Raw genomic sequence first — 21,445 nt, forward strand, 5'->3', positions numbered from 1 at the left:
GAACCTCCTGGGGGGCGACGGATTCATGGCCAGAGTCCCGGTCGCCGGTCGCGGCCGCATTGCCGCGCACCCCCGTCTTGCGGTAGGGCCGGCCCTACCGCCTAGCGGTGAGGTTCGCCGTGATGAGCAGAGCGGCAGGGACGGCCGTGAGCAGGAAACCGCTCGGTCCGATCAGGGTGACGGCCAGGGCTCCCCAGGCGAGGGTCGCCCAGCCGACATATCCGGGGACGTGGTGTCCCTGCCGTCCCAACCGTGCCACCAGCAGTCCCAGCAGGGCGAGGACCACGACGAATCCGCCCGGCAGTGCCCAGAAGATCGCCAGGGAGTCGGCGTCGGCGACCCCGTTGCGGAGGTCTCCGGCGAGCCAGCTGGACCAGGGGGCGAGGAGGGCGAAGACGGCGGTGTGCGCCACGGCGATAATGATCATGCTTCGCCCGGCCCAGATGGTGAGCCGGCTGGGGGGTGCGGACGACGCGGGCCGGTAGGTCGCAGGTGTGGTGCTCATGGGTACGAGCTTTCCGGGGACGAGGTCCGGTGCCCTCCCCCGTGGGAGGGAGGCGGCTCCCTCGCCGGTGGGGGAACGGGAAAACCGGTTGGGGCGTGCGGGGCGGGCCCCTAGGGTGGCGCGATGACAACTCAGGTGATCGTGCTGAATGGTGGCTCCAGTTCGGGCAAGTCCGGGATCGCCCGGTGCTTGCAGGCGGTGCTGCCGGATCCATGGCTCGCTTTCTCGGTGGACGACCTGGTCGACGCGATGCCCGCGGCCATGCGGGCGTCGGAGGAGGGGATCGAGTTCGCTCCCGACGGCCAGGTGATCGTGGGGCCGGAGTTCCGGGCGCTGGACGAGGCGTGGACCGCGGGGATCGCGGCGATGGCCCGCGCGGGTGCCCGGATCGTCGTGGATGACGTGTTCCTCGGCGGGGCGGGGTCCCAGCAGCGGTGGGAGAAGGCTCTCGCCGGGCTGGACGTGCTGTGGGTCGGGGTGCGGTGCGACAGCGAGGTCGCCGCGGGGCGCGAGATCGCCCGGGGAGACCGGACCGAAGGGATGGCCGCGTTGCAGGCTGAGGTGGTTCACGAGGGCGTGGTCTACGACCTGGTGGTGGACACCACGCATACCGAGTCGTTGGAGTGCGCGCGGCAGATCGCCGGGCGGGTGCGCCAGTAAGAGCGACGTTGTACGGTGCGGTTGGAGGTGGGGAGCCCATGGCGGACGAGCAGATCAGGACGATCGGCGGATGCCACATGTGCAAGCGCACCTTCAGCTTCGTTCCCGCGCAGGTCATGACGGTCATGATGGATCCCGAGACCCGCCTGCCGCTGGGCATGACGGTGTCGGGCGCCTTCCGTGAGCCGACGCCGGAGGCGACCGCGAGAGCGGTCGAGGCGTACGTCTGCCCCGACTGCGTCGACAAGGTGAAGCAGCTCAAGGAGTTCATGGACAGGCCCGCCCCTCCCTTCGGCACCTGGCAGAGGGGCAATCCCTGATCACACCAGGGTGATCCGCTGGTCGGCGGAGTCGGTGTAGGCGCCGTAGAGGATGAACGCGGTGGGCGGGCGCTTGCCGCCGAACTCCTTGCCGATCGACAGGGCCATGCCGGTGGAGACGTTGACCAGGCGGGGCACGCCGTCGCTGAAGGTGGGTCTGTTCCAGCGCTGGGCCGGGGCGGCCGAGCAGGGGGTGAGCTGGACGGTACGGATGCCGCCGCCGTTGAAGGAGACCGTGTCGTACTTGGCGCCGGCTGTCAGGCATCGCCCGGTCACGGCGTTGACGAGCTGGAACCGGGACGCGTCGCCCTTGACCCGCCAGGCCGTCCCCGGGTCGGTGCAGCTCAGTGCCGCGACCTGGGTCCCTTTCGTGCCGACGCACCGGCCCGCGTAGCTGATCCGGGTGCCGGCGACCGCTGTCGGGGTGGGCTTACGGGTCTTCGAAGGCGAACGCGAAGGTGAAGGTGAAGGTGAAGGTGAAAGCGAGGGCGAAGGCGAAGGGGAGCCGGAGGGCGAGGCAGAGGGGGAGGCGGAGGGCGAGCGCGTGGGAGTGGAGGAGGTGGGCGGGGCGGCCGCGGGCAGGGGTGCGGGCTCCGGTGGCAGGGTGAAGACGATCGCGGCGGTGATGACGGTCGCCGCCGTCGCCGGGATCGCCCACCCCAGCATCCCCATGGAGGCGCTCTTCGAGGCGGCGGCCTTGCCCAGCCCCTCCACGGCGAACGGCAGCAGCGCGATGGGCAGCGCGGCCCGCAGCGTGGCGTTGAGGTCGAGCAACCGGCTGTGGGCACGCGCGCAGCTCGGGCAGGAGTCGAGGTGCGCGCGCAGGGCCCGGGGGAGGCGGCCGCTCTTCTTGCGTACGGCCGCCGCCAGCGGGTCGGCGTACTTGCGGCAGTCGCCCGAGGCGCCCGCGACGTGGGCGGCCAGGTACGCCTTGCGCAGGCCCTCGCGGGCGCGGAAGGCGAGCACGCCCACGTTGCCGGGGGTGGTGCCGAGGATCTCCGCGACCTGCTCGGGCCGCTCGTCCTCGATCACGGTGTGCCACAGCACGGTCTGCCAGCGCGGCGGCAGCGACCGGTACGCGCGGGTGACGAGATCGTCGGGCGGCTCGGGCTCGGCCACGGTCAGCTCGTCGTCCCGGAACTCGGGGGTGAGGACCCGCCGCTGATCGGTGCGCGCCCATTCGGCCGCGGTGTTGCGGGCGACCGCGTACAGGTAGGGACGCCACGCGCCGGACGGGCCGGCCTGGCCGCCGCGGACGGTCCGCAGAGTGCGGGTGAACGCCTCGCTGGCCAGGTCCTCCGCGATGTGCGGGTCCTGGCACAGGCGGCGGGCGAAGGCGAGGACGGCGGCGTGGTGCCGCTCGTACAGCTCGGCCACGGCACGGCTGTCTCCGGCCCTGACCAGCTTGGTCAGGGCCGCGTCCTCGCGCTGCGAATCTTCCACTTACCTGATCGTGAACGTGAGCGACCTGCTCGGGTGCGCGGTCTTGGCGTGCACGCGGGTGTGCCCGGCGCCGACGAGCCGGGTGGCCCTGGTGGCGGCGATCTTCAGGGTAACGGTCCCGTTCTGCTGGGTTTCAACCACCCACTGCTGCCTCGTGCTCGTCTTGCCGCACCTGGTCAGGGCGACCGAGCGCAGGCCCCTGCGGGCCGAGCCGAGGGTCAGGCAACGGCCCTGGCTACGGATCTGCACGGCCTCGCCGGTGGTCGGCACCAGCCGCCAGTTCGCCGCCCGGCACGAGCCCAGGCGCACGTTCGTACGGAAGGAGGTCAGGCAGCGACCCGACGCGCTCTCGATGCGGATGTTGCGCGACACCGGCAGCGACGTCCGCGTCGGGCGAGGGGTGGGGTTCGCGGTCGCGCTCTTGGTCGGGGTCGCGGTCGGGGCCGGGGCAGCCGTCTTGGTCGGGGCCGGGGCGGGCGAGGAGCCGGTGCGCAGGTACTCGGCCACCATCGGGGTGCCGCCGCCGCGGACCACCTTCGCTCCGGCGCCGTCCTTCACGCCCTGGACGGTGAGCTTCGCGCCGGACTTCCCGCCGGAGCGGTTGAAGAAGTTGGTCTTGTCCTGGTCGGCGTCCGGGATCCACTGCTGCGACTTCTGCTTCGCCACGCACGGCGCGGTGATCACTGGGACGGCGTCCTTGTCCTTGGCGGTGAGCTGCAGGCACCGGCCGGTTCCGGCGTTGCGGATCGTCAGGTAGCCCTGGGTGTCGATGCTGCGCCGCCAGACCTGCTTGTCACTGTTCGAGCACTCCGCCTGCGTCACCTGCTGGGCGCCGCCGTCGAGGCACAGCCCGCTCTCCACGACGCGCATCCGGAAGTCCGCCGCCGGGGTCGGCTGGTCCTTGATCAGGTACGGGCTGAACGCGACGTTCCTGTTCTCGGCCAGCGGCTCCCCGGCCGGCTGCGAGGCCCTGGTGGGCTCGAAGTAGCGGAACTTGTCCGTACGGCACGAGTCGAGGTGGTAGTTGGACGCGGTGTCGGCGGTGCACTCGGGCCTGCTGCCCATGTTGCGGCAGACCGGGTCGTCGCCGTTGCCTTCTGACGTGCCGTCCACGTTGCAGTGGCCGAGCCCGAAGCCGTGGATCATCTCGTGGGTGAACCCGGCCTCGCTCCAGCACCAGCGCGGCAGGATGACGCCGCCGGTGCTGAGCCCGGCGTCCGCGCCGCCGCCGGTGCAGGAGTTGGTGATCTCGTTGTCGCGGACGAAGAACATGAGCTTCACCCGCTTGGTCGCCACGAGCTCACGCACCCGCGCGGGCTGGCCGGCGAGGTTCTCCGAGAACGCCGTGCCCAGCTCGGCCCGGTTGCGGCCCTTCACGAAGGGGATCTGGGCCACGATCGGACGGCAGTCGCCGTCCTGGACGTACCTGATCCGCAGCGAGCCCCCGAACCGGCGGGCGCTCGCGTCGAAGGTCTGGTCGGTCTCCCACAGCGTCCGCTCGACCGATGCGAGCTCGGTGGCGTACTGGCTCTGGCCCGGCTGGTGGGCGTAGACCGGAAGCACCCATCCCTTCCCCGCGGCGTCGCTGGCATCACAGGCGAACCCGGGTGTGGCGGCCTTGGGCGCCGCCTGCGTGGTCGCGGACGCGACCGGCGCCGTCCCGACCAGGACGCTCGCGGCCACCGTGGCTATGAGTGACAACGCGAGCGTCAGTCTGTTCCTGCTCATGTGAACTCCTCTCGTTCACTAGAGAGGAGTGGGTGCACCGCTGTGGATTACGCGGTTTCGGAAATCCCGATGTAATGCCGGGCGGCCCTCCTGCACAAGAAGGGGAAAACCCCGACAAGAAGGCGCACCTGGATGGCAGGCACTACCGATGACCTCCGGCGGATCGCGCGTGATCCGGCCGCGTTCGAGGTCTTCTACCGAAGACACGCCGAGTCCGTCAGCCGGTTCGTGGCCAGGAGAGTCACGGATCCGCACACGGTGGACGACGTGACGACCGAGGTCTTCCTGGCGGCGATCGACACGGCGGGCAGCTACCGGCCGGAGCGGGGCAGCGAGGTGGCCTGGCTGTTCGGGATCGCCAGGAACGTGGTGGCGATCGAGCAGCGCAGGGCCGCGCGCGAGCTGTGGAAGCACGGGCTGCCCGTGATGGTCAACGTCATCCGGCCCGACCCCGACGCCCCGGAGGGCTTCGTCGTGTACGCGTACGAGCAGTCGGCGTACGAGGCCGACTACGTGGTCTGGGCGGCGGACGTGGTCCATCACGGTGACGAGCAGGTGATCCGGCTGCTCGTCACCGAGAAGCGCTATCCGGAGAATCCGGTCAGACGGTGACACAGCCAGGCGAGGGCGAGCGGGTAGCGGTACTCGATGGCCATGTGGCCGGCGTCGAACAGCTCGAAGTGCACCCGGTCGTCGGGCACCCCCGCCGCCGCCACCGCCTCGCGGAAGGCGGTCGCGCCCAGGTCCAGATACCACTCGTCGCGGGTGCCCGCGTCGATCCAGACGGCCCGCATCGAGCGCAGCGCCTCGGCGTACTCGGGGCGCCGCGCCATCCGGACCGGGTCCAGGGCCAGCCAGCGCTCCCACACCTCGGGGACGAGCGCGCCGTTGGCGTCGAACGGGATGCGCACCGTGCCGTCGTCGTCCGCCGAGTAGGCGCTCGCGTACGCGTAGATCTCCATGAGCTGCATGTCGCTGCTCCTGGTGCCGGGGATCCGGCTGCGGAAGTCGGCGAGGAACCGGTCGTACGAGCCCTCGTACAGGTCGCGCAGATCGCGGGCGCGGGCCGGGAACGTGGGCTGGTGGGCGGCCTCGAACAGGGCGTCGCCCGCGTGGGTGGCGAGCGCGCCGAACACGTCGGGCCGCAGCATGGCGTTGACCATGGCGCCGTAGCCGCCGCTGGACTTGCCGGTGATGGCCCGCGCGTCGGGTGCGGGGATCGTGCGGTAGCGGGCGTCGACCCAGCCGACCACGTCCTCGCACAGGTAGGTGTGGTAGCGGCCGGTGCCGGGCGAGTCCAGGTACTGGCTGCCGCCGACGGACGTCCACGCGTCCACGTACACGACGATCGCGGGCGGCGCCTCGCCGCGCGCGAACATGGCGTCCGCCATCTCCGGGTACGGCCGGCGGAACGGGGTCCGGCCGGCCCACATCGTGAGCTGGCCGGTGTAGCCCTGGATCACGTAGATGGTCGGGTAGCGCCTGTCGCCGTCGTCGTCGTACCCCGGGGGCAGGTACACCCAGATCGGTCGTTCGTGCGGGTCGCCGAGCGGGTTGCCGCGCAGCGCCGGGCTGTCGATGACAGCGTGGTCCATCCGGCCGGCGAAATCGGGTGACCAGGGCAGCATGTGTGTCCTTCCGTGGGTGTCACAGAGTGAGCTCCACGGGGCCGGGATCGGACCCCGGCCCCGGCCGTGCGGACTTCCGAGAGGTTAACGCACCGCGCAGAGCAGGCGGTTGTGGCCGCGCTGCCAGAGGGTGCCGACCTCGGCGAAGCCGGCCGCGCGCAGGGCGTCGGCGTGGTGGGACAGCAGGTGGGACTCCGAGCCGCGGTGGTCGGCCCCGGCGGTGGTGCGGGCGGTGTTCAGCTCCGCCAGGGCGGGGTCGGCTGCCACGGCGTCCCACCAGGTGCGCCAGTCCTCCGGCCGGTCGTCGCCGAAGACGCGGGCGGTCTGCTTGTCGTGCACGGCGCGCTCCAGGGCGGCCAGCGCGGGGGTGGCGTCGTCGGTGTCGAGGTGGTCGCCGTTGAGCAGCAGGCCGCCGGGGCGCAGGATGGACGCGACGTCCGCGTACATCGCCTTCAGCTCGTCCGGGTCGATCCAGTGCAGGGCGGTCGTGCTGACCGCGGCGTCGGCGGGGCCGTCCAGGCCGAGCGCGGCCGTCCAGCCGGGCTTGCGCAGGTCGGCGGAGACGAGGGTGAGGTGCGGGTAGGCGGCCCGGCCGAGGCCGAGCAGCAGCGGGTCGGCGTCCACGCCGACCACCCGCGCGCCGGGCAGGCGCTCGACCAGGCGGGCCGCCAGCGAGCCGGGGCCGCAGCCGAGGTCGACGACCAGCGGGTCGGGGCGGCCCAGCGCCTCGACGGCGTCGATCATCGCGGTGAAGCGCTCCTCGCGGTCGGGCAGGTAGCCCTCCTGCTGGCGATCCCAGCGCGCCATCCAGGCGAGTGCGGCATCGTGGTCCAACACGACGATCCCCCTTGTGACTGTCTTGTAAGCTTTGGGCAGTTACAAGGTAGAACGTAAGGGCGTAACTGGTCAAGTGGACTTCAACAGTCACGGCGATGCGGTGATCCGCGTGGCGGTGGGGCTGGTCAACAGCCTCACGCCGGGCGAGCGGCGCGGGCGGCCGGCCCCGCCGCCCGCCGGCCTGGCCGAGGCCGCGACCGAGGGCCTGCGTACGGGCTATCCGGGCCACAAGCCGGTCACCGAGGCCGAGGGTTCGGAGCTGGCCGAGGTCGCGCAGCGGCTGCGCGCGGTGTTCGAGGCCGTGGCGGCCGGCGACGTCGACGCCGCCGCGGAGCGGATCAACGCCCTGCTGGCGGAGACCGGCGCGCGGCCGATGCTGATGCGGCACGACGGCGAGCCGTGGCACCTGCACTACCACGGCCCCGGCGGCACCCTCGCGGGCGACTGGGCCGCGAGCTGCGCCACCGGGCTCGCGCACGTGCTCGGCAGCGAGTTCCACGACCGGCTGGGGGTCTGCACCGCGCCGCACTGCGATCGGGTGTACGTGGACGTCTCGCGCAACGGGACCCGGCGGTTCTGTTCCACGGCGTGCCAGAACCGGGTGAAGACGGCGGCCTTCAGAGCGCGGAGCAAGACCCCATAAGTCGGAAAATGTCGCCCTGACCTGCAAGATCTCCGGGAGTACCAGGATGCGAACCCAGCTCGCGGAGCCCGATGACGTGCCAGAATGTCAGCACTGTGATCTCCTCCCCGTCATTCCCCGTCGAGTTCGTCGGCCTCTCCAACGGCGACGTGCTGATGCTGCCCGCGGTCTGGCCCGTGCGCCTCACCCCGGAGCAGCAGGGTCAGCTCGTCGAGCGTCTGCAAGAGGCCGCCCGCCCCGACCTGCCCCGCGTCGAGGCATGAAAGCGCCCCCTACTCCAGCTCCCCGGGAGAGAACACCGGGGAGCTGGAGCCCGTTCATGCGGCGGCTAGCCGTTATGTCCTTTTGACGTCTCTCATCCCAGAAAAGTTCACAAGAAAATCAGGCCACACCGGTGAGGCCGGCGTGCCGGTCGGCTTCCATCTGCGCCTGGAGGATCGCCTGGCGCTCGGTGGTGATCCGGCGGCTGATGACCATGTACGCGTTCAGCACCTGGCAGTAGGAGCGGCGCGCCTGGTCGAGCTGCACGGTCAGCTCCAGCACCCGCTCGCCGTCGCCCGCCTGCTCGGCCTCCGACAGCAGCGTGCGCGCCTCGTCCACGATCTCCTCCGCCCGTTGCCGGGTGTGGCGGAGCAGCGCCGAGCATTCGTGGAGCTCCGTCAGCCTTGCCGAGGAGACGATGAATTCCGCTGTGTGCACGATCGACCCCTTGCCTGCCGTCCGCCTGCGCAGATCCGATCCCATCCCCGCCACCTCCACGTCAAGATTGCCTCACTGTAGACGCGCGCTCGGGCCCCGCCGATCATCCGGGAGGACCTGGAGGTACGGCACTGCTCCTCCGGGGAAGTTCTCTTCTCCCGCGGGGGATAACTGCGTCCCTGAAGCTGATTCGGTGCGGGTTATATGCCGTAATCGGTGACCTTACCTGCACAATTCTCAGAATGTGTCGGAATAGGCGCACTCTGCAAAAGGAAGGCATGAAGACCGCCGAATCCACCCACCCACGCCGCGCGATGGTCACATACTGATACCGGTCAGGAGCACACGGTGACGACCCGCGGGAGGTTTCCATGGAGGTCGGCGGCGAAGTTCCGGTCGACGTCAGCATCGTGATCCCGGCCCGCGACTGCCGGCCCTATCTCGACCGGTGCCTCACGTCCGTGCTCGTCCAGCGGGTCGCCAAGGAGATCGTGGTCGTCGACGACGGCTCCACCGACGGCACCGCCGAGCTGCTCGGCCTCTACGCCGCCCACCACCGGGGCACGGTCAAGGTGGTCCGGGTGGAGAGCTCCGGCGGCGCCGGACGGCCGCGCAACGTCGGCCTCGGCCACGCGACCGGCCGCTACGTCTTCTTCTGCGACGCCGACGACTACCTCGGGCCCGGGGCGCTGGAGCACATGCTGTCCGCGGCCGACAGGAACGACGCCGACATCGTGCTCGGCAAGATCGTCGGACACGGGCGGCGGGTCCCGGAGTCGATGTTCCAGCGCAACGCCGATCGGGCCGAGCTGGGCGAGAGCGCCGTCTACAACAGCCTGAGCTGTTTCAAGCTGTTCCGCCGGGACATGCTGGAGCGCCACCGCATCCGGTTCCGCGAGGGCGTGTTCGTCGGCGAGGACATCTACTTCACCGTGCACGCCTACTGCCACGCCGGGACGATCTCGGTGGTCGCCGACCACGACTGCTACCACCTGGTCGCCAGGCCCGACGGCAGCAGCGTCATGCAGCGTCCCGCCAGCCGCGACCCGCTCGCCTGGCTGGCCATGATCCACGAGCCCATCCGGCTCATGACCGACCACGTCCCGCCCGGCCCGCTCCGCGACCACCTGCTGGCCCGTCACTTCAAGCTCGACATCCTCGCCCAGCTCGGCCGGCCCTTCCTGGAGGCCGACGAGGTCAAGCGCAAGGACGTCGCCGTGGCGGTGGCCGCCCTGTGCGACCGGTGGCTCACGGACGGTGTGCGCGAGCGGCTGGGGAGCGCCGACCGGCAGCGGCTGGCCGCGCTCGGCGACGTGGAGCGGCTCGCCCTGCTGGCCGTCATCGAGGCGGCGCCCGTCGAGCGCCGGCTGACCGGGCTGTGCTGGGACGGCCGGACGCTGGTGGTGGCCTGCGAGGCCGCGCTGACGGGATGCGCCGAGCCCGACGGCGTCGCGCTGGTGCTGCGCACCCGGCACGAACCCCGGCGGGAGCTGGTCGTGCCGGCCGTCCGGTCCGGCGGCCGGTGGGTCGCCAGGGTCGACCCGGCGCTGCTGGATTCGGGCATCTGGGACCTGCGCGTGTCGGTCGAGCTGGCCGGGGTGACCCGCTCGGCCAGGCTGGGCGCCGACCGCGACACCGCCCTGGCCCGCCCGCCTGCCCGGCTGGTCGGCGAGGTCGCCGTGCTGCCGTACTTCACCCGCGATCACGACAACCTCAGCCTGGACGTCGGCGGGCACGCGGTCGGCGTGCCAGGCAGCGCACGCCTGGTCGGCACCCGCTGGTCGCTCGGGCGGCGGCTGGTGCTCGACGGCGAGATCGCGGTGGCCGGGGCCGCGCCGCCGCCCGAGGCCGTGCGGCGGCTGGTGTGGCGCGAGCGCGGCAGCGGGAGCGAGCGGGCCGACCGGGTGGTCGGGCTGGCGGGCGGCGGCTTCGTGGCCAGGCCGGCGGTGGGGCGGTTCGGCCCCGGGGTCTGGGACGCCTATCTGGAGCTCGACCTGGGCGGGCCGCCCGCCAGATTCAGGATCGAGGCCGGCGCGGAGTCGGTCGCCGGGCCCCGCCGCTGGCTGCTGGGCACCGAGCCGTGCGTCGCGCGCCCGTACGCGACCTCGAACAGGGGGCGGCTCAGCGCGGTCGTGCGGCGGCTGTCCGCGCGGGCGCTCCTGAAAAGAATCATACGCTAATGCAATCTATATGCAACTGCACATCGATGACCTAAAGTGGGGGGTGTCCGGCCCCTCTGCTTGGAGGCTCGTCGTGCACGTACCCGATGGCTTTTTCACCGCCGCGGTGTCCGTCTCCGCGGGCGTGGTCGCGGCGGCCGGAGTGGCGGTCTGCCTGCGCGGCGCCCGCCGGGAGCTCGACGACCGGACGGCCCCGATGGCCGGGCTGGTCGCCGCCTTCGTCTTCGCCGTCCAGATGCTGAACTTCCCGGTCGCCGGCGGCACCAGCGGCCACCTGCTGGGCGGGGCGCTGGCGGCCATCCTGGCCGGGCCCTTCACCGGGGTGCTCGCCATAGCCGTGGTCCTGCTGGTGCAGGCGCTGTTCTTCGCCGACGGCGGGCTGACCGCGCTGGGGGTCAACATCATCCTGATGGGCCTGGTCACGGTGCTGGTCGGCTGGGGCGTGTTCCGGCTGGTCACGCGGGTCGTGCCGGGGCGGGGCGGCGTGACCGCGGCGTCCTTCGCGGCGGCGCTGCTGTCGGTGCCCGCCTCCGCGCTGGTGTTCACGCTGCTGTTCTGGATCGGCGGCACCGCGCCGATCGACCTCGCGACCGTGGCCGCCGCGATGACCGGCGTGCACGTGCTGATCGGCGTCGGCGAGGGCCTGATCACCGCGCTGACCGTGGCCGCGGTGCTGTCCGTCCGCCCCGACCTGGTGTACGGGGCGCGCGAGCTGGCCGCGCCGCTGGTGCTGCGCGGCGCCGACGGGACCAGCACGGTCACCGGACGGGCGCCGGAGCCCGCGGCAGGGGCCGGAAGGCTGCCGTTCCTGCTCGGCGGGCTGGGGGTGTCGCTGCTGCTGGCCGGGATCGTGTCGTTCTTCGCCTCGCCGCACCCCGACGGGCTGGAGTCGGTCGCCGAGGAGCAGGGCTTCCTGGGGCAGGCGACCGACCACGTGTTCGGCGGGTTCGCGCTGGCCGACTACGGCGAGGTGGGCGGCATCCCGGTGGGCGTCGCGGGCATCGTCGGCGTCGCGCTGACGCTGATCGTGGCGGGCGTGATCGCCTACGCCGCACGGGTGCGCGGCCGGGCCTCGTCCGGCGAGAGGGTCTGAGCGGGCCCCGATGGGCGTGGGGCGCCGGCTCTATCTCCCGGGCGGCTCGCCGGTCCACCGGCTGCCGCCGCAGTGCAAGCTGCTCGCCGTCCTGGCGTTCGCGATCGTGATGGTGGCCACGCCGCGCGAGTGGTTCTGGGCCTTCGGTCTGTACGCGGGCATGCTCGCCGCGGTGGCGGCCGTGGCCCGGATCCCGCCGGGGCACATCCTGCGGCGCATGGTCGTCGAGCTGCCGTTCGTGCTGTTCGCGTTCCTCATCCCGGTCATCGGGCTGGGGGAGCGGACGGAGGTGCTCGGGCTGTCGCTGAGCGTCCCCGGGCTCTGGGCGGCCTGGAACATCCTGGCCAAGGCGACGCTCGGGGTCACGGCCTCGATCCTGCTGGCGTCCACCACCGAGCCGCGTGACGTGCTGGTGGGGGCTCAGCGGCTGCGGGTGCCCGACCTGCTGGTGCAGATCGCCATGTTCATGCTCCGCTACCTGGACGTGATCCTGGACGAGATGCGGCGGATGCGCGTCGCCAGGGAGTCGCGGGGTTTCCAGGCGCGCGACCTCCGGCACGCGCCGGTGATCGCGCGCTCGGCGGGGGCGCTGTTCATCCGTTCGTACGAGCGTGGTGAGCGGGTTCACCTGGCCATGCTCAGCCGCGGATATTCAGGCCAGATGCCGATAATTCATGATTTGTCGGCCACAGCGCGACAATGGGGGACGGCGCTCGCTCTCCCGCTCGCGGCTCTGGCCGTGCTCCTGCTGGGGGGACTCGCCGCATGATCCCGAACTCGCTCGAAGTCAGCCGGCTCGCCTACGCCTACCCCGACGGGACGCAGGCGCTGTTCGGCGTCGACCTGACCATCGGGCGTGGCGAGCGGGTGGCGCTGCTCGGCCCCAACGGCGCCGGCAAGACCACGCTCGTCATGCATCTCAACGGCATACTCACCCCCGGCCACGGCACCGTGACGGTGGCCGGCACCCCGGTGCGCCGCGACACGCTCAAGGAGATCAGGCAGCGCGTCGGCCTGGTCTTCCAGGATCCCGACGACCAGCTCTTCATGCCCACGGTCCGCGACGACGTGGCGTTCGGCCCGGCCAACGCGGGCGTGCGCGGCGAGGAACTCGCGGCCGTGGTCAAGAACGCGCTGGACCGGGTCGGCATGCTCGACGTCGCCGACCGCCCGCCGCACCACCTGTCGTTCGGCCAGCGCCGCCGGGTGGCCGTGGCGACCGTGCTGGCGATGGAGCCGGAGATCCTGGTGCTCGACGAGCCCTCGTCCAACCTGGATCCGGCGGCCCGCAGGGAGCTGGCGGAGATCCTGCGCTCCCTGGACGTGACGGTGCTCATGGTCACCCACGACCTGCCGTACGCGCTGGAGCTGTGCGAGCGGGCGATGATCCTGTCGGACGGGGTCGTCGCGGCCGACGGGCCGACGCGGGAGCTGCTCGGCGACGCCGAGCTGCTCGCCCGCCACCGGCTGGAGCTGCCCTACGGGTTCGCTATCCCGGCTGCGGCGGAACGTGGATGACCACCAGTTTGTCGCCCTGGCGCAGCTCGGCGGCGCGCGGGTCGGCGTAGGTGAACATGTGGCCGTCCCTGACGACCGCGACGGGCAGCTCCTCGCCCTTGAGCGGCGGGCCGCCCACCTCCTCGGGGCGTACGAGACGCTCGCGCAGGTCGACGCCCTTGCCGTAGGTGAGCAGATCCTGGATCAGGGCGCTGACCGCGGGGCTCTGCGTGGCCACGCCCAGCATCCGCCCGGCCGCCTCGGCCGAGGTGATAACCACGTCGGCGCCGCTCTGGCGGACCAGCGGGTCGTTCTCCGCTTCGCGGACCGCGGCCACGATCGTCGCCCCCGGGTTGAGGCTGCGCGCGGTGAGCGTGACCAGGGCGGTGGTGTCGTCGCGCCGGGTGGCGATGATGACCTGGCCCGCGGTCCTGATCCGGGCCCGGCCCAGGACGTGGCTGCGGGTGCCGTCGCCCAGGACGCCGGCGAAGCCGTCGGACGCGGCCTCGTCCACGACCGCCGGGTCCGGGTCCACGACCACGATGGACTCCTTGGGGCTGCCGTTGTCGAGCAGCGTGCGGGCGGCGGCCCTGCCCTTGGTGCCGTAGCCGACGATCACGGTATGGTCCTGCAACCTGGCCCTCCAGCGTTCGGTCAGGATGGCGTCCCTGGTGCGCCGGGTGAGCACCTCCAGCGTGGTGCCCACGAGCACGACCAGGAAGGCGATCCGCAGCGGCGTCACGGCCACGATGTTGACGACCCTGGCCGCCGTGGTGACGGGGGTGATGTCGCCGTACCCGGTCGTGGAGATGGAGACGGTCACGTAGTAGAGCGCGTCGAGCAGCGACACGCGGCCGTCGACGTTGTCGCGGTAGCCGTCGAGATCCATGGCGACCAGCGCGAACATGGCCAGCAGCATCGCCAGCGCGATGGCCATCCTCCGCAACACCGCGCGCAACGGGCTCAGACGGACGGACGGCAGGCGAACGCGCAGCGCCGTCTCGTCCTCATTCATACTGCTGATCGTAGTTTGTGGGTGCCCTCTACCCGGGCAAGTCGAAGTACAGTGGCTCATCGAGGAGGGGCCAATGAAGCTGCGGCTTGCGCGACATTCCCTCGGTGACGCCGTGGTGGTGGCCGTTGCGGGAGAGCTGGATCTGTTCACCGCGCCGGTCCTCCGCGACGAGGTACGTGATGCCATCAAGCAAGACGGCGCCCGGCTCGTCCTCGATCTCCAGCAGCTCTCGTTCATGGACTCCAGCGGTCTGTCGGTGCTGATCGAGGCCTGGCGGCTGGCCACCGGCGAGGGCGGCGGGGTGTCGCTGGCGGCGCCGCAGGCCCCGGTGGCGCGCATCCTGCGGACCACCGGTCTCGACCGGCGCATCAAGGTCTACTCCGACGTCGACAGCGCCGTGGGGGGAATTTGACCCCACCCCGAGTAGAACTTCATTCGGTTGGGGGTTAGGGTCCGTGCTATGGACGTGAACGGATCCTCAGCAATCATTTCCGGCGGCGCCAGCGGCCTCGGTGAGGCCACGGCCCGCGAGCTGGCCCGCGCCGGCGCCACCGTGGTCATCGCCGACCTCAACGAGGAGCGCGGCAAGGCCGTCGCCGACGAGCTCGGCGGTGTCTTCGCCAGGACGGACGTGTCGGACGACGCCCAGGTGCAGGCCGCCGTGGACGCCGCCGTCGCCACCGGCAAGCCGCTCCGGGTGCTGGTCAACAGCGCCGGCATCGGCTGGGCCGAGCGCACCGTCAACCGCAACGGCGAGCCGCACAACCCGGCCACCTACCGCAAGGTCATCGAGGTCAACCTGATCGGCACGTTCAACCTCATGCGCATCGGCGCGGCGGCCGTCGCCAAGACCGAGCCGGTCGACGCCGACGGGCAGCGCGGCGTGTGCGTCAACACCGCCTCGGTGGCGGCGCTGGAGGGCCAGACCGGGCAGCTCGCCTACAGCGCCTCCAAGGGCGGCATCGTCGGCATGACCGTCCCGGCCGCCCGCGACCTGGCCGCCGTGGGCATCCGGGTGAACACGATCTGCCCGGGCATCATCGACACCCCCATCTACGGCTTCTCGGCCAACGCCGACGAGTTCAAGGCCAAGCTGGTGGCGCCGGTGGTGTTCCCCAAGCGGATGGGCCGTGCCGACGAGTTCGCCCACCTGGTTCACTCGCTGATCCAGAACGACTACATGAACGCCGAGGTCATCCGCTTCGACGGCGGCATCCGATTCCAGCCCAAGTAAATGAGGTCCCGTGTCTGACGAAGTGCTCGTCGAGGAGTCCGACGGCGTCGCCGTGATCACCATCAACCGTCCGAAGGCCCGCAACGCGGTCAACGGGGCGGTGGCCAGGGGCGTCGCCGAGGCGCTGGACGCGCTCGACGCCCGCCCGGAGGTCTCCGCCTACGTGCTGACCGGCGCCGGCGGCACGTTCTGCGCGGGCATGGACCTCAAGGGGTTCCTGTCCGGCGACTTCCCCGTCGTGGAAGGACGCGGGTTCGGGGGCATGACCGAGGCGCCGCCCAAGAAGCCGATCGTGGCCGCCGTCGAGGGGTACGCGCTGGCGGGCGGCTTCGAGCTGGCCCTGTCCTGCGACCTCATCGTGGCCTCCTCGGAGTCCAAGTTCGGCCTGCCGGAGCCCAAGCGGGGCCTGGTGGCCGGCGCGGGCGGCATCATGCGGCTGCCGCGGCGCATCCCGTACCACGTGGCCATGGAGATCGCGCTCACCGGCGACCACTACCCGGCCGCGCGCCTGTACGAGCTGGGCCTGGTCAACCGGGTCACCGAGCCGGGCGAGGCGCTGGCGGGGGCGATCGAGCTGGCCCGCAGGATCGCCGCGAACGCGCCGCTCGCGCTGGCCGCGACCAAGCGAGTGGTCATCGAGTCGCAGGACTGGTCGCTGGAGGAGATGTTCCGCAAGCAGGGGGCGATCGTCCAGCCGGTGTTCGGCTCCAAGGACGCCATGGAGGGCGCCGCGGCCTTCGCCGAGAAGCGCGCGCCCCAGTGGAAGGGCGAATAACCCGACTCCGCGCCCCCTCCCGGACACCGGGAGGGGGTTCTTTTATGCGCGCTTGCGGTAGTTCCTGCGTACGGTAAAAGGACGACGTCATCTGGGAGAGGCATGAGCGACTACTCGCGGCCGCGTTTCGAGTCAGCCAAGAGCGGGCTGGCCTCGCTGCTCTCTGGCGCCCTGGCTTCGCTGCTGACGATGCTCGCGATCGTGGGCGTCATGTGGGCCGTCGAGATCTTCGACTACCTGACGCCGGGCACTCCCGACCTCGCCTACGGCATCAGGGGCTGGGACCCGCAAGGGCTGATCGGCATCTTCACGGCGCCGTTCCTGCACGGCGGCTTCGGCCACCTGATGGCCAACTCGCTGCCGCTGCTCGTGCTCGGGTTCCTGGCGGGGCTGCGCGGCATCGGCAAGTTTCTGGCGGCGAGCCTGCTGATCATCGTCATCGGCGGCATCGGCACCTGGTTCGCCAGCGGCCCCGGCACCGTCACGGTGGGGGCCAGCGGGCTGGTGTTCGGCTACTTCGGGTACGTCGTCGCGCGCGGGTTGTTCGACCGGCGGGCGCTCGACATCGTCATCGGCATCGGCGTGGTCATCGCGTACTGGTCGATCCTGGCCGGCGTGCTGCCGAGCGACCCGTACATCTCCTGGCAGGGCCACCTGTTCGGGCTCATCGGCGGCCTGGTGGCCGCGTGGATCCTGCGCCGGCCGGCCGGGGCCATCCGCTAGCGGACGGCCCCGGGGCGGGTCAGAGGCGTCCGACCACGTGGTCGACGCAGGCCGTCAGCGCCTCGACGTCGGCCGGGTCGATGGCCGGGAACATCGCGATGCGCAGCTGGTTGCGGCCGAGCTTGCGGTAGGGCTCGGTGTCGACGATGCCGTTGGCGCGCAGCACCTTGGCCACCGCCGCCGCGTCGACGTCGTCGGAGAAGTCGATCGTGCCGACCACCTGGGAGCGGAACTCCGGGGCGGCGAACGGGGTGGCGAAGGACGACTTCTCGGCCCAGGTGTAGAGCCGCTGCGCCGAGTCGGCGGTGCGGGCCGTGGTCCAGGCCAGGCCGCCGTTGCCGTTCATCCAGTCGAGCTGGTCGGCCAACAGGAACAGCGTGGCCACCGCCGGGGTGTTGTAGGTCTGGTCCTTGGCGGAGTTGTCGATCGCGACCGGCAGGCTGAAGAACTCCGGCACGAACCGGCCGCTCGCCGCGATCTCCTCGACGCGGGCCAGGGCGCGCGGCGACATCAGCGCGATCCACAGGCCGCCGTCGGAGGCGAAGCTCTTCTGCGGGGCGAAGTAGTAGACGTCGGTCTCGGACACGTCGACGGGCAGGCCGCCCGCGCCGGAGGTGGCGTCGACCAGCACCAGCGCGTCGTCGCCGCCGACCCGCCTGATCGGCATGGCGACGCCGGTCGAGGTCTCGTTGTGGGTGAGCGCGTAGACGTCGACGCCGTCCTCGGCGACCGCCTCGGGGTGGGTGCCGACCTCGGACTTGATCACCGAGGGGTCGGAGAGCCACGGCGCCTTCTTGGCGACCGTCGCGAACTTCGAGGAGAACTCGCCGAACGACAGGTGCTGTGACCGGTCGCGGATGAGCCCGAAGGCGGCGATGTCCCAGAACGCGGTGGTGCCGCCGTTGCCGAGCACGACCTGGTAGCCCTCGGGCAGCGAGAACAGGTCGGCCAGGCCGGAGCGGACGCGGCCGACCAGGCTCTTGACCGGCTTCTGGCGGTGGGAGGTGCCCATGACGCTCGCGCCGGACGAGGCGAGCGCGGCCAGCTGCTCGGTACGAACCTTCGAGGGCCCGCAGCCGAAGCGGCCGTCGGCGGGCTTGATGTCAGCGGGAATCACGATGTCAGCCACCTCACCAGGTTACTGACGTGCGAGGACTGGCTCGTCCAGGGTCCGGATTGTGAGACGTCGGGCGCGGCGCGCGTGAAAGCGCCCGGTCACCCGGGTCGTACGGCCGTACGAGAACGGCCCGCCGGGGGCCGGCGGGCCGTTGTCGTGATCAGGTCAGATCGTGCCGGCGACCTCGGAGGCGCCGGGGACGTCGGACAGCGGGCGGGACGTCGGGCCGGTGTAGTTGGCGCTCGGGCGGACCAGCCTGCCGGTGCGCTTCTGCTCCAGGACGTGCGCGGCCCAGCCGGCCGTGCGGGCGCAGGTGAACATCGAGGTGAACATGTGCGAGGGGACCTCGGCGAAGTCGAGCACCACAGCGGCCCAGTACTCGACGTTGGTGGCGAGCACCCGGTCGGGCTTGCGGGCGTGCAGCTCCTCCAGGGCCGCCTTCTCCAGGGCCGCCGCGACCTCGTAGCGCGGCGCGTCCAGCTCCTTGGCCGTGCGGCGCAGCACCCTGGCGCGCGGGTCCTCCGCGCGGTAGACGCGGTGGCCGAAGCCCATCAGCCGCTGGCCCTTGTCGAGCTCGCTCTGCACGTACTTCTTGGCGTCGCCCATCTGCTCCACACCTTCGATCATGTGGAGCACCCGGGCGGGAGCGCCGCCGTGGAGCGGGCCGGACATGGCGCCGACCGCTCCGGACAGCGCCGCCGCCACGTCGGCGCCGGTGGAGGCGATGACGCGGGCGGTGAACGTGGAAGCGTTCATGCCGTGCTCGGCCGCGGAGGTCCAATAGGCGTCGATGGCCTTGACGTGCTTGGGGTCGGGCTCACCGCGCCAGCGGATCATGAAACGCTCGACGATGGTCCTGGCCTCGTCGACGCGCTGCTCCGGCACCATCGGCAGGCCGAGGCCGCGCGCCGACTGGGCCACGAAGGACAGCGCCATCACAGAGGCGCGGGCGAGCTGGTCACGCGCCTCCTCGTCGGAGATGTCGAGCAGCGGCTTGAAGCCGTAGGCGGGGGCCAGCATGGCCAGCGCGCTCTGCACGTCTACGCGGATGTCGCCGGAGTGAACAGGAATGGGGTAAGGCTCCGCCGGGGGGAGGCCCGGTTGGAACTTGTTGTCGACCAGCAGGCCCCAAACGTGCCCGAAGGGGACACGGCCGACCAGCTCTTCGATGTCGACGCCCCGGTATCGAAGGGCGCCCCCTTCTTTGTCCGGTTCCGCGATCTCCGTCTCGAAAGCTACGACGCCCTCGAGGCCGGGTTTGAAGTCGGACACGTCGGCCGCCTCCCTTTCCTGCCATGTTCCGGCAATTGCTTGATGTCGAGATACCGGCGGGTCAATTTAACCCTCTCCCCTCTCGTGGCCGGTCGCCGGACCCGCCGATAGACCGAAACCGCAGGTAGGGGGCCTAGTATGGGCTTCTCCACCAAGCGCGCAAGAATACCTTCTCGTGGATGCCACCTCGCGACCGCCCTCACTGGCGGGGCTTCGCCGCTCGTACGTGGGCGAACCGCTGCTCGAAACCGCTGTCGCCGCCGATCCCATAGCCCAGTTCACCACGTGGTTCCAGGAGGCCCTCGACGCCGGCCTGCCGGAGCCGAACGCCATGGTGCTCGCCACCGCCTCCGCGGGCGCCCGGCCGAGCGCCAGGACCGTCCTGCTCAAGGAGTACGACCAGCGCGGGTTCGTCTTCTACACCAACTACGAGTCCCGCAAGGGCCGCGACCTGGCCGAGAACCCGTGGGCCTCGCTGCTGTTCCCGTGGCATCCGATCCGCCGCCAGGTGCGCGTGGAGGGCACGGTGACGCGGCTGCCGCAGGAGGAGTCGGCCGCCTACTTCGCCTCCCGGCCGTACGGGTCGCGCATCGGGGCGTGGGCCTCGCGCCAGTCCGCCGTGGTGCGCTCGCGGGAGGACCTGGACGCCCGTTACGAGGAGCTCGCGAGCCGCTGGCCGGAGGATCCGCCGGTGCCCGACTTCTGGGGCGGTTTCCTGGTGACGCCGCGCGAGGTGGAGTTCTGGCAGGGGCGGCTGGACCGGATGCACGACCGGCTCCGGTACCGCCGTAGCCCGGCCGGGTGGGTGCTTGACAGGCTTGCGCCCTAATCTGACCGCTTGTGTCACTCGGGGAGTTCGTCAAACGTCATCTGGTAGACACCCGGCCACTGAAGGTGCCCGCCTACCGGCGGCTCTGGATGGGACAGGCGGTCTCGCACGTCGGGCTCGCGGTCACGGTGGTCGCGGTCAGCCAGCAGGTCTACGAGCTGACGGACTCCTCGTTCTGGGTCGGCATGCTCGGCCTGGCGAACCTGCTCCCGCTGGTGGTGTTCGGGCTGTGGGGCGGGGCCGTGGCCGACGCGGTCGACCGGCGCAAGCTGCTCGTCGCCGGGTCGCTGGTCGCCTGGGCGGGCACCGTACTCCTGCTGGTGCAGTCGATCGTCGGCGTGCCGAGCGTGTACGCGCTGCTCGCCACGGTGGCCTTGAGCGCGGCCGGGTTCGCGGTCAGCTCGTCCACCAGGGGCGCGATCATCCCCAGGCTGCTGCCTCCGGAGCTGGTGCCGTCGGCCAACGCGCTCAACTCGCTCGTCTACAGCCTCGGGGCCGTCGGCGGGCCCATGGTCGGTGGCGTGTTGCTGACGCAGGGCGGGTTCGCGGCCGCGTACGCGGTGGACGCGGTGCTCTTCACGGCCGGTCTGTACGCGGCCTTCCGGCTGCCGTCGCTGGCCCCGCTCGGCGAGGTGTCCAGGCCGGGCTGGCGGTCGGTGGCGGAGGGGCTGAGCTTCATCGTCACCAGCCCGATCCTGCTGATGTCGTTCGCCGTGGACATCATCGCCATGGTGTTCGCGCTGCCCAGGGCGCTCTTCCCGGAGCTGGCCGACCAGCGCTTCGGCGGCTCGCTGATCGCGCTGGCCTGGCTCAACTCCTCGATGGCCATCGGCGCGGTGCTCGGCGGGCTGTTCTCCGGCTGGGTCACCCGCGTCAAGCGCCAGGGGCTGGCGCTCACCTTCGTCATCGCGCTGTGGGGGCTGGCGGTGGCGGCGGCGGGGCTGGCCGACCAGCTCTGGCTCGTCCTGGTGTTCATGGCCGTCGGGGGAGCGGCCGACGTGGTGTCGTCGGTGTGGCGGCAGTCGATCCTGCAGCTCTACGCGCCTGACGAGATGCGCGGGCGGCTGCAGGGCGTCTTCATGGTGGTGGTCGCGGGCGGGCCGCGGCTGGGCGACGTGCGCGCCGGGGCCACCGCGACCGCGTTCGGGCTGACGACGGCCTGGGTCGGCGGCGGGCTCGCGTGCGCCGCCGCGGTGCTGGTCGTCGGGCTGTCGGTGGCGAGCTTCAGGAACTACCGGTCACGCTGA

At 71.5% G+C, this 21,445-nt stretch carries 24 protein-coding genes; 15 read left to right on the forward strand and 9 right to left on the reverse strand.

Annotated elements, in window-relative coordinates; translation table 11 throughout:
- Positions 1-94 precede the first annotated feature (94 nt).
- Entirely contained in the window at positions 95-505 is a 411-nt protein-coding gene (locus KME79_RS22580; RefSeq protein WP_219546178.1) for a DUF6463 family protein, read from the reverse strand.
- A gap of 123 nt (positions 506-628) precedes the next feature.
- Between KME79_RS22580 and cpt the strand changes: the two genes are divergently transcribed.
- Together cpt and KME79_RS22590 are read left to right on the forward strand one after the other, a co-directional pair.
- On the forward strand, positions 629-1,165 hold the full coding sequence (gene cpt, locus KME79_RS22585; protein ID WP_246640231.1) for a chloramphenicol phosphotransferase CPT: 537 nt from the start codon (positions 629-631) through the stop codon (positions 1,163-1,165).
- Positions 1,166-1,203: 38 nt separating this feature from the next.
- Positions 1,204-1,485 (forward strand): hypothetical protein, encoded by a 282-nt coding sequence (locus KME79_RS22590; protein ID WP_219546179.1) that lies wholly within the window; start codon positions 1,204-1,206, stop codon positions 1,483-1,485.
- On the opposite strand, the gene KME79_RS46440 is transcribed toward KME79_RS22590, so the two are convergent.
- Both KME79_RS46440 and KME79_RS22600 read right to left on the reverse strand, forming a co-directional pair.
- Positions 1,486-2,928: a sigma-70 family RNA polymerase sigma factor gene (locus tag KME79_RS46440; protein ID WP_219546180.1), complete on the reverse strand. Its 1,443-nt coding sequence runs from the start codon at positions 2,926-2,928 to the stop codon at positions 1,486-1,488.
- A complete protein-coding gene (locus tag KME79_RS22600) occupies positions 2,929-4,656 on the reverse strand; it encodes an RICIN domain-containing protein (protein ID WP_219546181.1) in 1,728 nt (575 codons plus the stop codon).
- A 132-nt stretch (positions 4,657-4,788) separates the two neighbouring features.
- Here KME79_RS22600 and KME79_RS45110 point away from each other — a divergent pair, with 132 nt between their 5' ends.
- On the forward strand, positions 4,789-5,268 hold the full coding sequence (locus KME79_RS45110; protein ID WP_246640232.1) for an RNA polymerase sigma factor: 480 nt from the start codon (positions 4,789-4,791) through the stop codon (positions 5,266-5,268).
- Here the strand turns inward: KME79_RS45110 and KME79_RS22610 are convergent.
- Positions 5,241-6,284: an alpha/beta hydrolase gene (locus KME79_RS22610; RefSeq protein ID WP_219546182.1), complete on the reverse strand. Its 1,044-nt coding sequence runs from the start codon at positions 6,282-6,284 to the stop codon at positions 5,241-5,243. The two genes, KME79_RS45110 and KME79_RS22610, sit on opposite strands and share 28 nt — an antisense overlap.
- A gap of 84 nt (positions 6,285-6,368) precedes the next feature.
- A complete protein-coding gene (locus KME79_RS22615) occupies positions 6,369-7,121 on the reverse strand; it encodes a class I SAM-dependent methyltransferase (protein WP_219546183.1) in 753 nt (250 codons plus the stop codon).
- Positions 7,122-7,194: 73 nt separating this feature from the next.
- On the opposite strand from KME79_RS22615, the gene KME79_RS22620 reads away from it, so the two are divergent.
- Positions 7,195-7,764 carry a CGNR zinc finger domain-containing protein gene (locus KME79_RS22620; RefSeq protein WP_148036716.1) on the forward strand — a complete coding sequence of 190 codons (570 nt, stop codon included), beginning with the start codon at positions 7,195-7,197 and terminating at the stop codon, positions 7,762-7,764.
- Positions 7,765-7,859: 95 nt separating this feature from the next.
- The gene (locus KME79_RS22625) at positions 7,860-8,027 is read left to right on the forward strand and encodes a hypothetical protein (protein WP_219546184.1); all 168 of its coding nucleotides are present in this window, start codon (positions 7,860-7,862) and stop codon (positions 8,025-8,027) included.
- A gap of 118 nt (positions 8,028-8,145) precedes the next feature.
- Here the strand turns inward: KME79_RS22625 and KME79_RS22630 are convergent, their stop codons facing one another.
- On the reverse strand, positions 8,146-8,463 hold the full coding sequence (locus KME79_RS22630; RefSeq protein WP_148036718.1) for a hypothetical protein: 318 nt from the start codon (positions 8,461-8,463) through the stop codon (positions 8,146-8,148).
- A gap of 371 nt (positions 8,464-8,834) precedes the next feature.
- Here KME79_RS22630 and KME79_RS22635 point away from each other — a divergent pair, with 371 nt between their 5' ends.
- The 4 genes from KME79_RS22635 to KME79_RS22650 all read left to right on the forward strand — a co-directional run bounded on the left by KME79_RS22635 (position 8,835) and on the right by KME79_RS22650 (position 13,254).
- A complete protein-coding gene (locus KME79_RS22635; RefSeq protein ID WP_219546185.1) occupies positions 8,835-10,643 on the forward strand; it encodes a glycosyltransferase family 2 protein in 1,809 nt (602 codons plus the stop codon).
- 73 nt (positions 10,644-10,716) lie between these two features.
- Positions 10,717-11,736, forward strand: a complete 1,020-nt coding sequence (locus KME79_RS22640; RefSeq protein ID WP_219546186.1) for an energy-coupling factor ABC transporter permease — start codon at positions 10,717-10,719, stop codon at positions 11,734-11,736.
- A gap of 10 nt (positions 11,737-11,746) precedes the next feature.
- Positions 11,747-12,505, forward strand: coding sequence for a cobalt ECF transporter T component CbiQ (gene cbiQ / locus KME79_RS22645; RefSeq protein WP_219546187.1), 759 nt, complete (start codon positions 11,747-11,749; stop codon positions 12,503-12,505).
- Complete coding sequence (locus KME79_RS22650; RefSeq protein ID WP_219546188.1) at positions 12,502-13,254, forward strand: energy-coupling factor ABC transporter ATP-binding protein; 753 nt, start codon at positions 12,502-12,504, stop codon at positions 13,252-13,254. The genes cbiQ and KME79_RS22650 overlap by 4 nt, the downstream gene beginning before the upstream one ends.
- Here KME79_RS22650 and KME79_RS22655 read toward each other — a convergent pair.
- Positions 13,226-14,248 carry a potassium channel family protein gene (locus KME79_RS22655; protein WP_219546189.1) on the reverse strand — a complete coding sequence of 341 codons (1,023 nt, stop codon included), beginning with the start codon at positions 14,246-14,248 and terminating at the stop codon, positions 13,226-13,228. The genes KME79_RS22650 and KME79_RS22655 overlap by 29 nt on opposite strands.
- A gap of 73 nt (positions 14,249-14,321) precedes the next feature.
- Here KME79_RS22655 and KME79_RS22660 point away from each other — a divergent pair, with 73 nt between their 5' ends.
- The 4 genes from KME79_RS22660 to KME79_RS22675 all read left to right on the forward strand — a co-directional run bounded on the left by KME79_RS22660 (position 14,322) and on the right by KME79_RS22675 (position 16,980).
- Positions 14,322-14,660 carry an STAS domain-containing protein gene (locus KME79_RS22660; RefSeq protein WP_148036724.1) on the forward strand — a complete coding sequence of 113 codons (339 nt, stop codon included), beginning with the start codon at positions 14,322-14,324 and terminating at the stop codon, positions 14,658-14,660.
- A gap of 48 nt (positions 14,661-14,708) precedes the next feature.
- On the forward strand, positions 14,709-15,482 hold the full coding sequence (locus KME79_RS22665; RefSeq protein WP_148036725.1) for an SDR family NAD(P)-dependent oxidoreductase: 774 nt from the start codon (positions 14,709-14,711) through the stop codon (positions 15,480-15,482).
- Positions 15,483-15,492: 10 nt separating this feature from the next.
- Positions 15,493-16,257, forward strand: a complete 765-nt coding sequence (locus KME79_RS22670) for a crotonase/enoyl-CoA hydratase family protein (protein WP_148036726.1) — start codon at positions 15,493-15,495, stop codon at positions 16,255-16,257.
- 102 nt (positions 16,258-16,359) lie between these two features.
- Complete coding sequence (locus KME79_RS22675; protein WP_219546190.1) at positions 16,360-16,980, forward strand: rhomboid family intramembrane serine protease; 621 nt, start codon at positions 16,360-16,362, stop codon at positions 16,978-16,980.
- Positions 16,981-16,999: 19 nt separating this feature from the next.
- On the opposite strand, the gene serC is transcribed toward KME79_RS22675, so the two are convergent.
- On the reverse strand, positions 17,000-18,109 hold the full coding sequence (gene serC / locus KME79_RS22680) for a phosphoserine transaminase (RefSeq protein WP_148036728.1): 1,110 nt from the start codon (positions 18,107-18,109) through the stop codon (positions 17,000-17,002).
- Positions 18,110-18,262: 153 nt separating this feature from the next.
- Positions 18,263-19,369: a citrate synthase 2 gene (locus tag KME79_RS22685; RefSeq protein ID WP_219546191.1), complete on the reverse strand. Its 1,107-nt coding sequence runs from the start codon at positions 19,367-19,369 to the stop codon at positions 18,263-18,265.
- 175 nt (positions 19,370-19,544) lie between these two features.
- Here KME79_RS22685 and pdxH point away from each other — a divergent pair, with 175 nt between their 5' ends.
- Both pdxH and KME79_RS22695 read left to right on the forward strand, forming a co-directional pair.
- Positions 19,545-20,198, forward strand: a complete 654-nt coding sequence (gene pdxH / locus KME79_RS22690) for a pyridoxamine 5'-phosphate oxidase (protein WP_148036730.1) — start codon at positions 19,545-19,547, stop codon at positions 20,196-20,198.
- 11 nt (positions 20,199-20,209) lie between these two features.
- Positions 20,210-21,445 carry an MFS transporter gene (locus KME79_RS22695; protein WP_219546192.1) on the forward strand — a complete coding sequence of 412 codons (1,236 nt, stop codon included), beginning with the start codon at positions 20,210-20,212 and terminating at the stop codon, positions 21,443-21,445.

Source organism: Nonomuraea harbinensis (genome assembly GCF_019396385.1).
Lineage (GTDB): Bacteria > Actinomycetota > Actinomycetes > Streptosporangiales > Streptosporangiaceae > Nonomuraea > Nonomuraea ferruginea.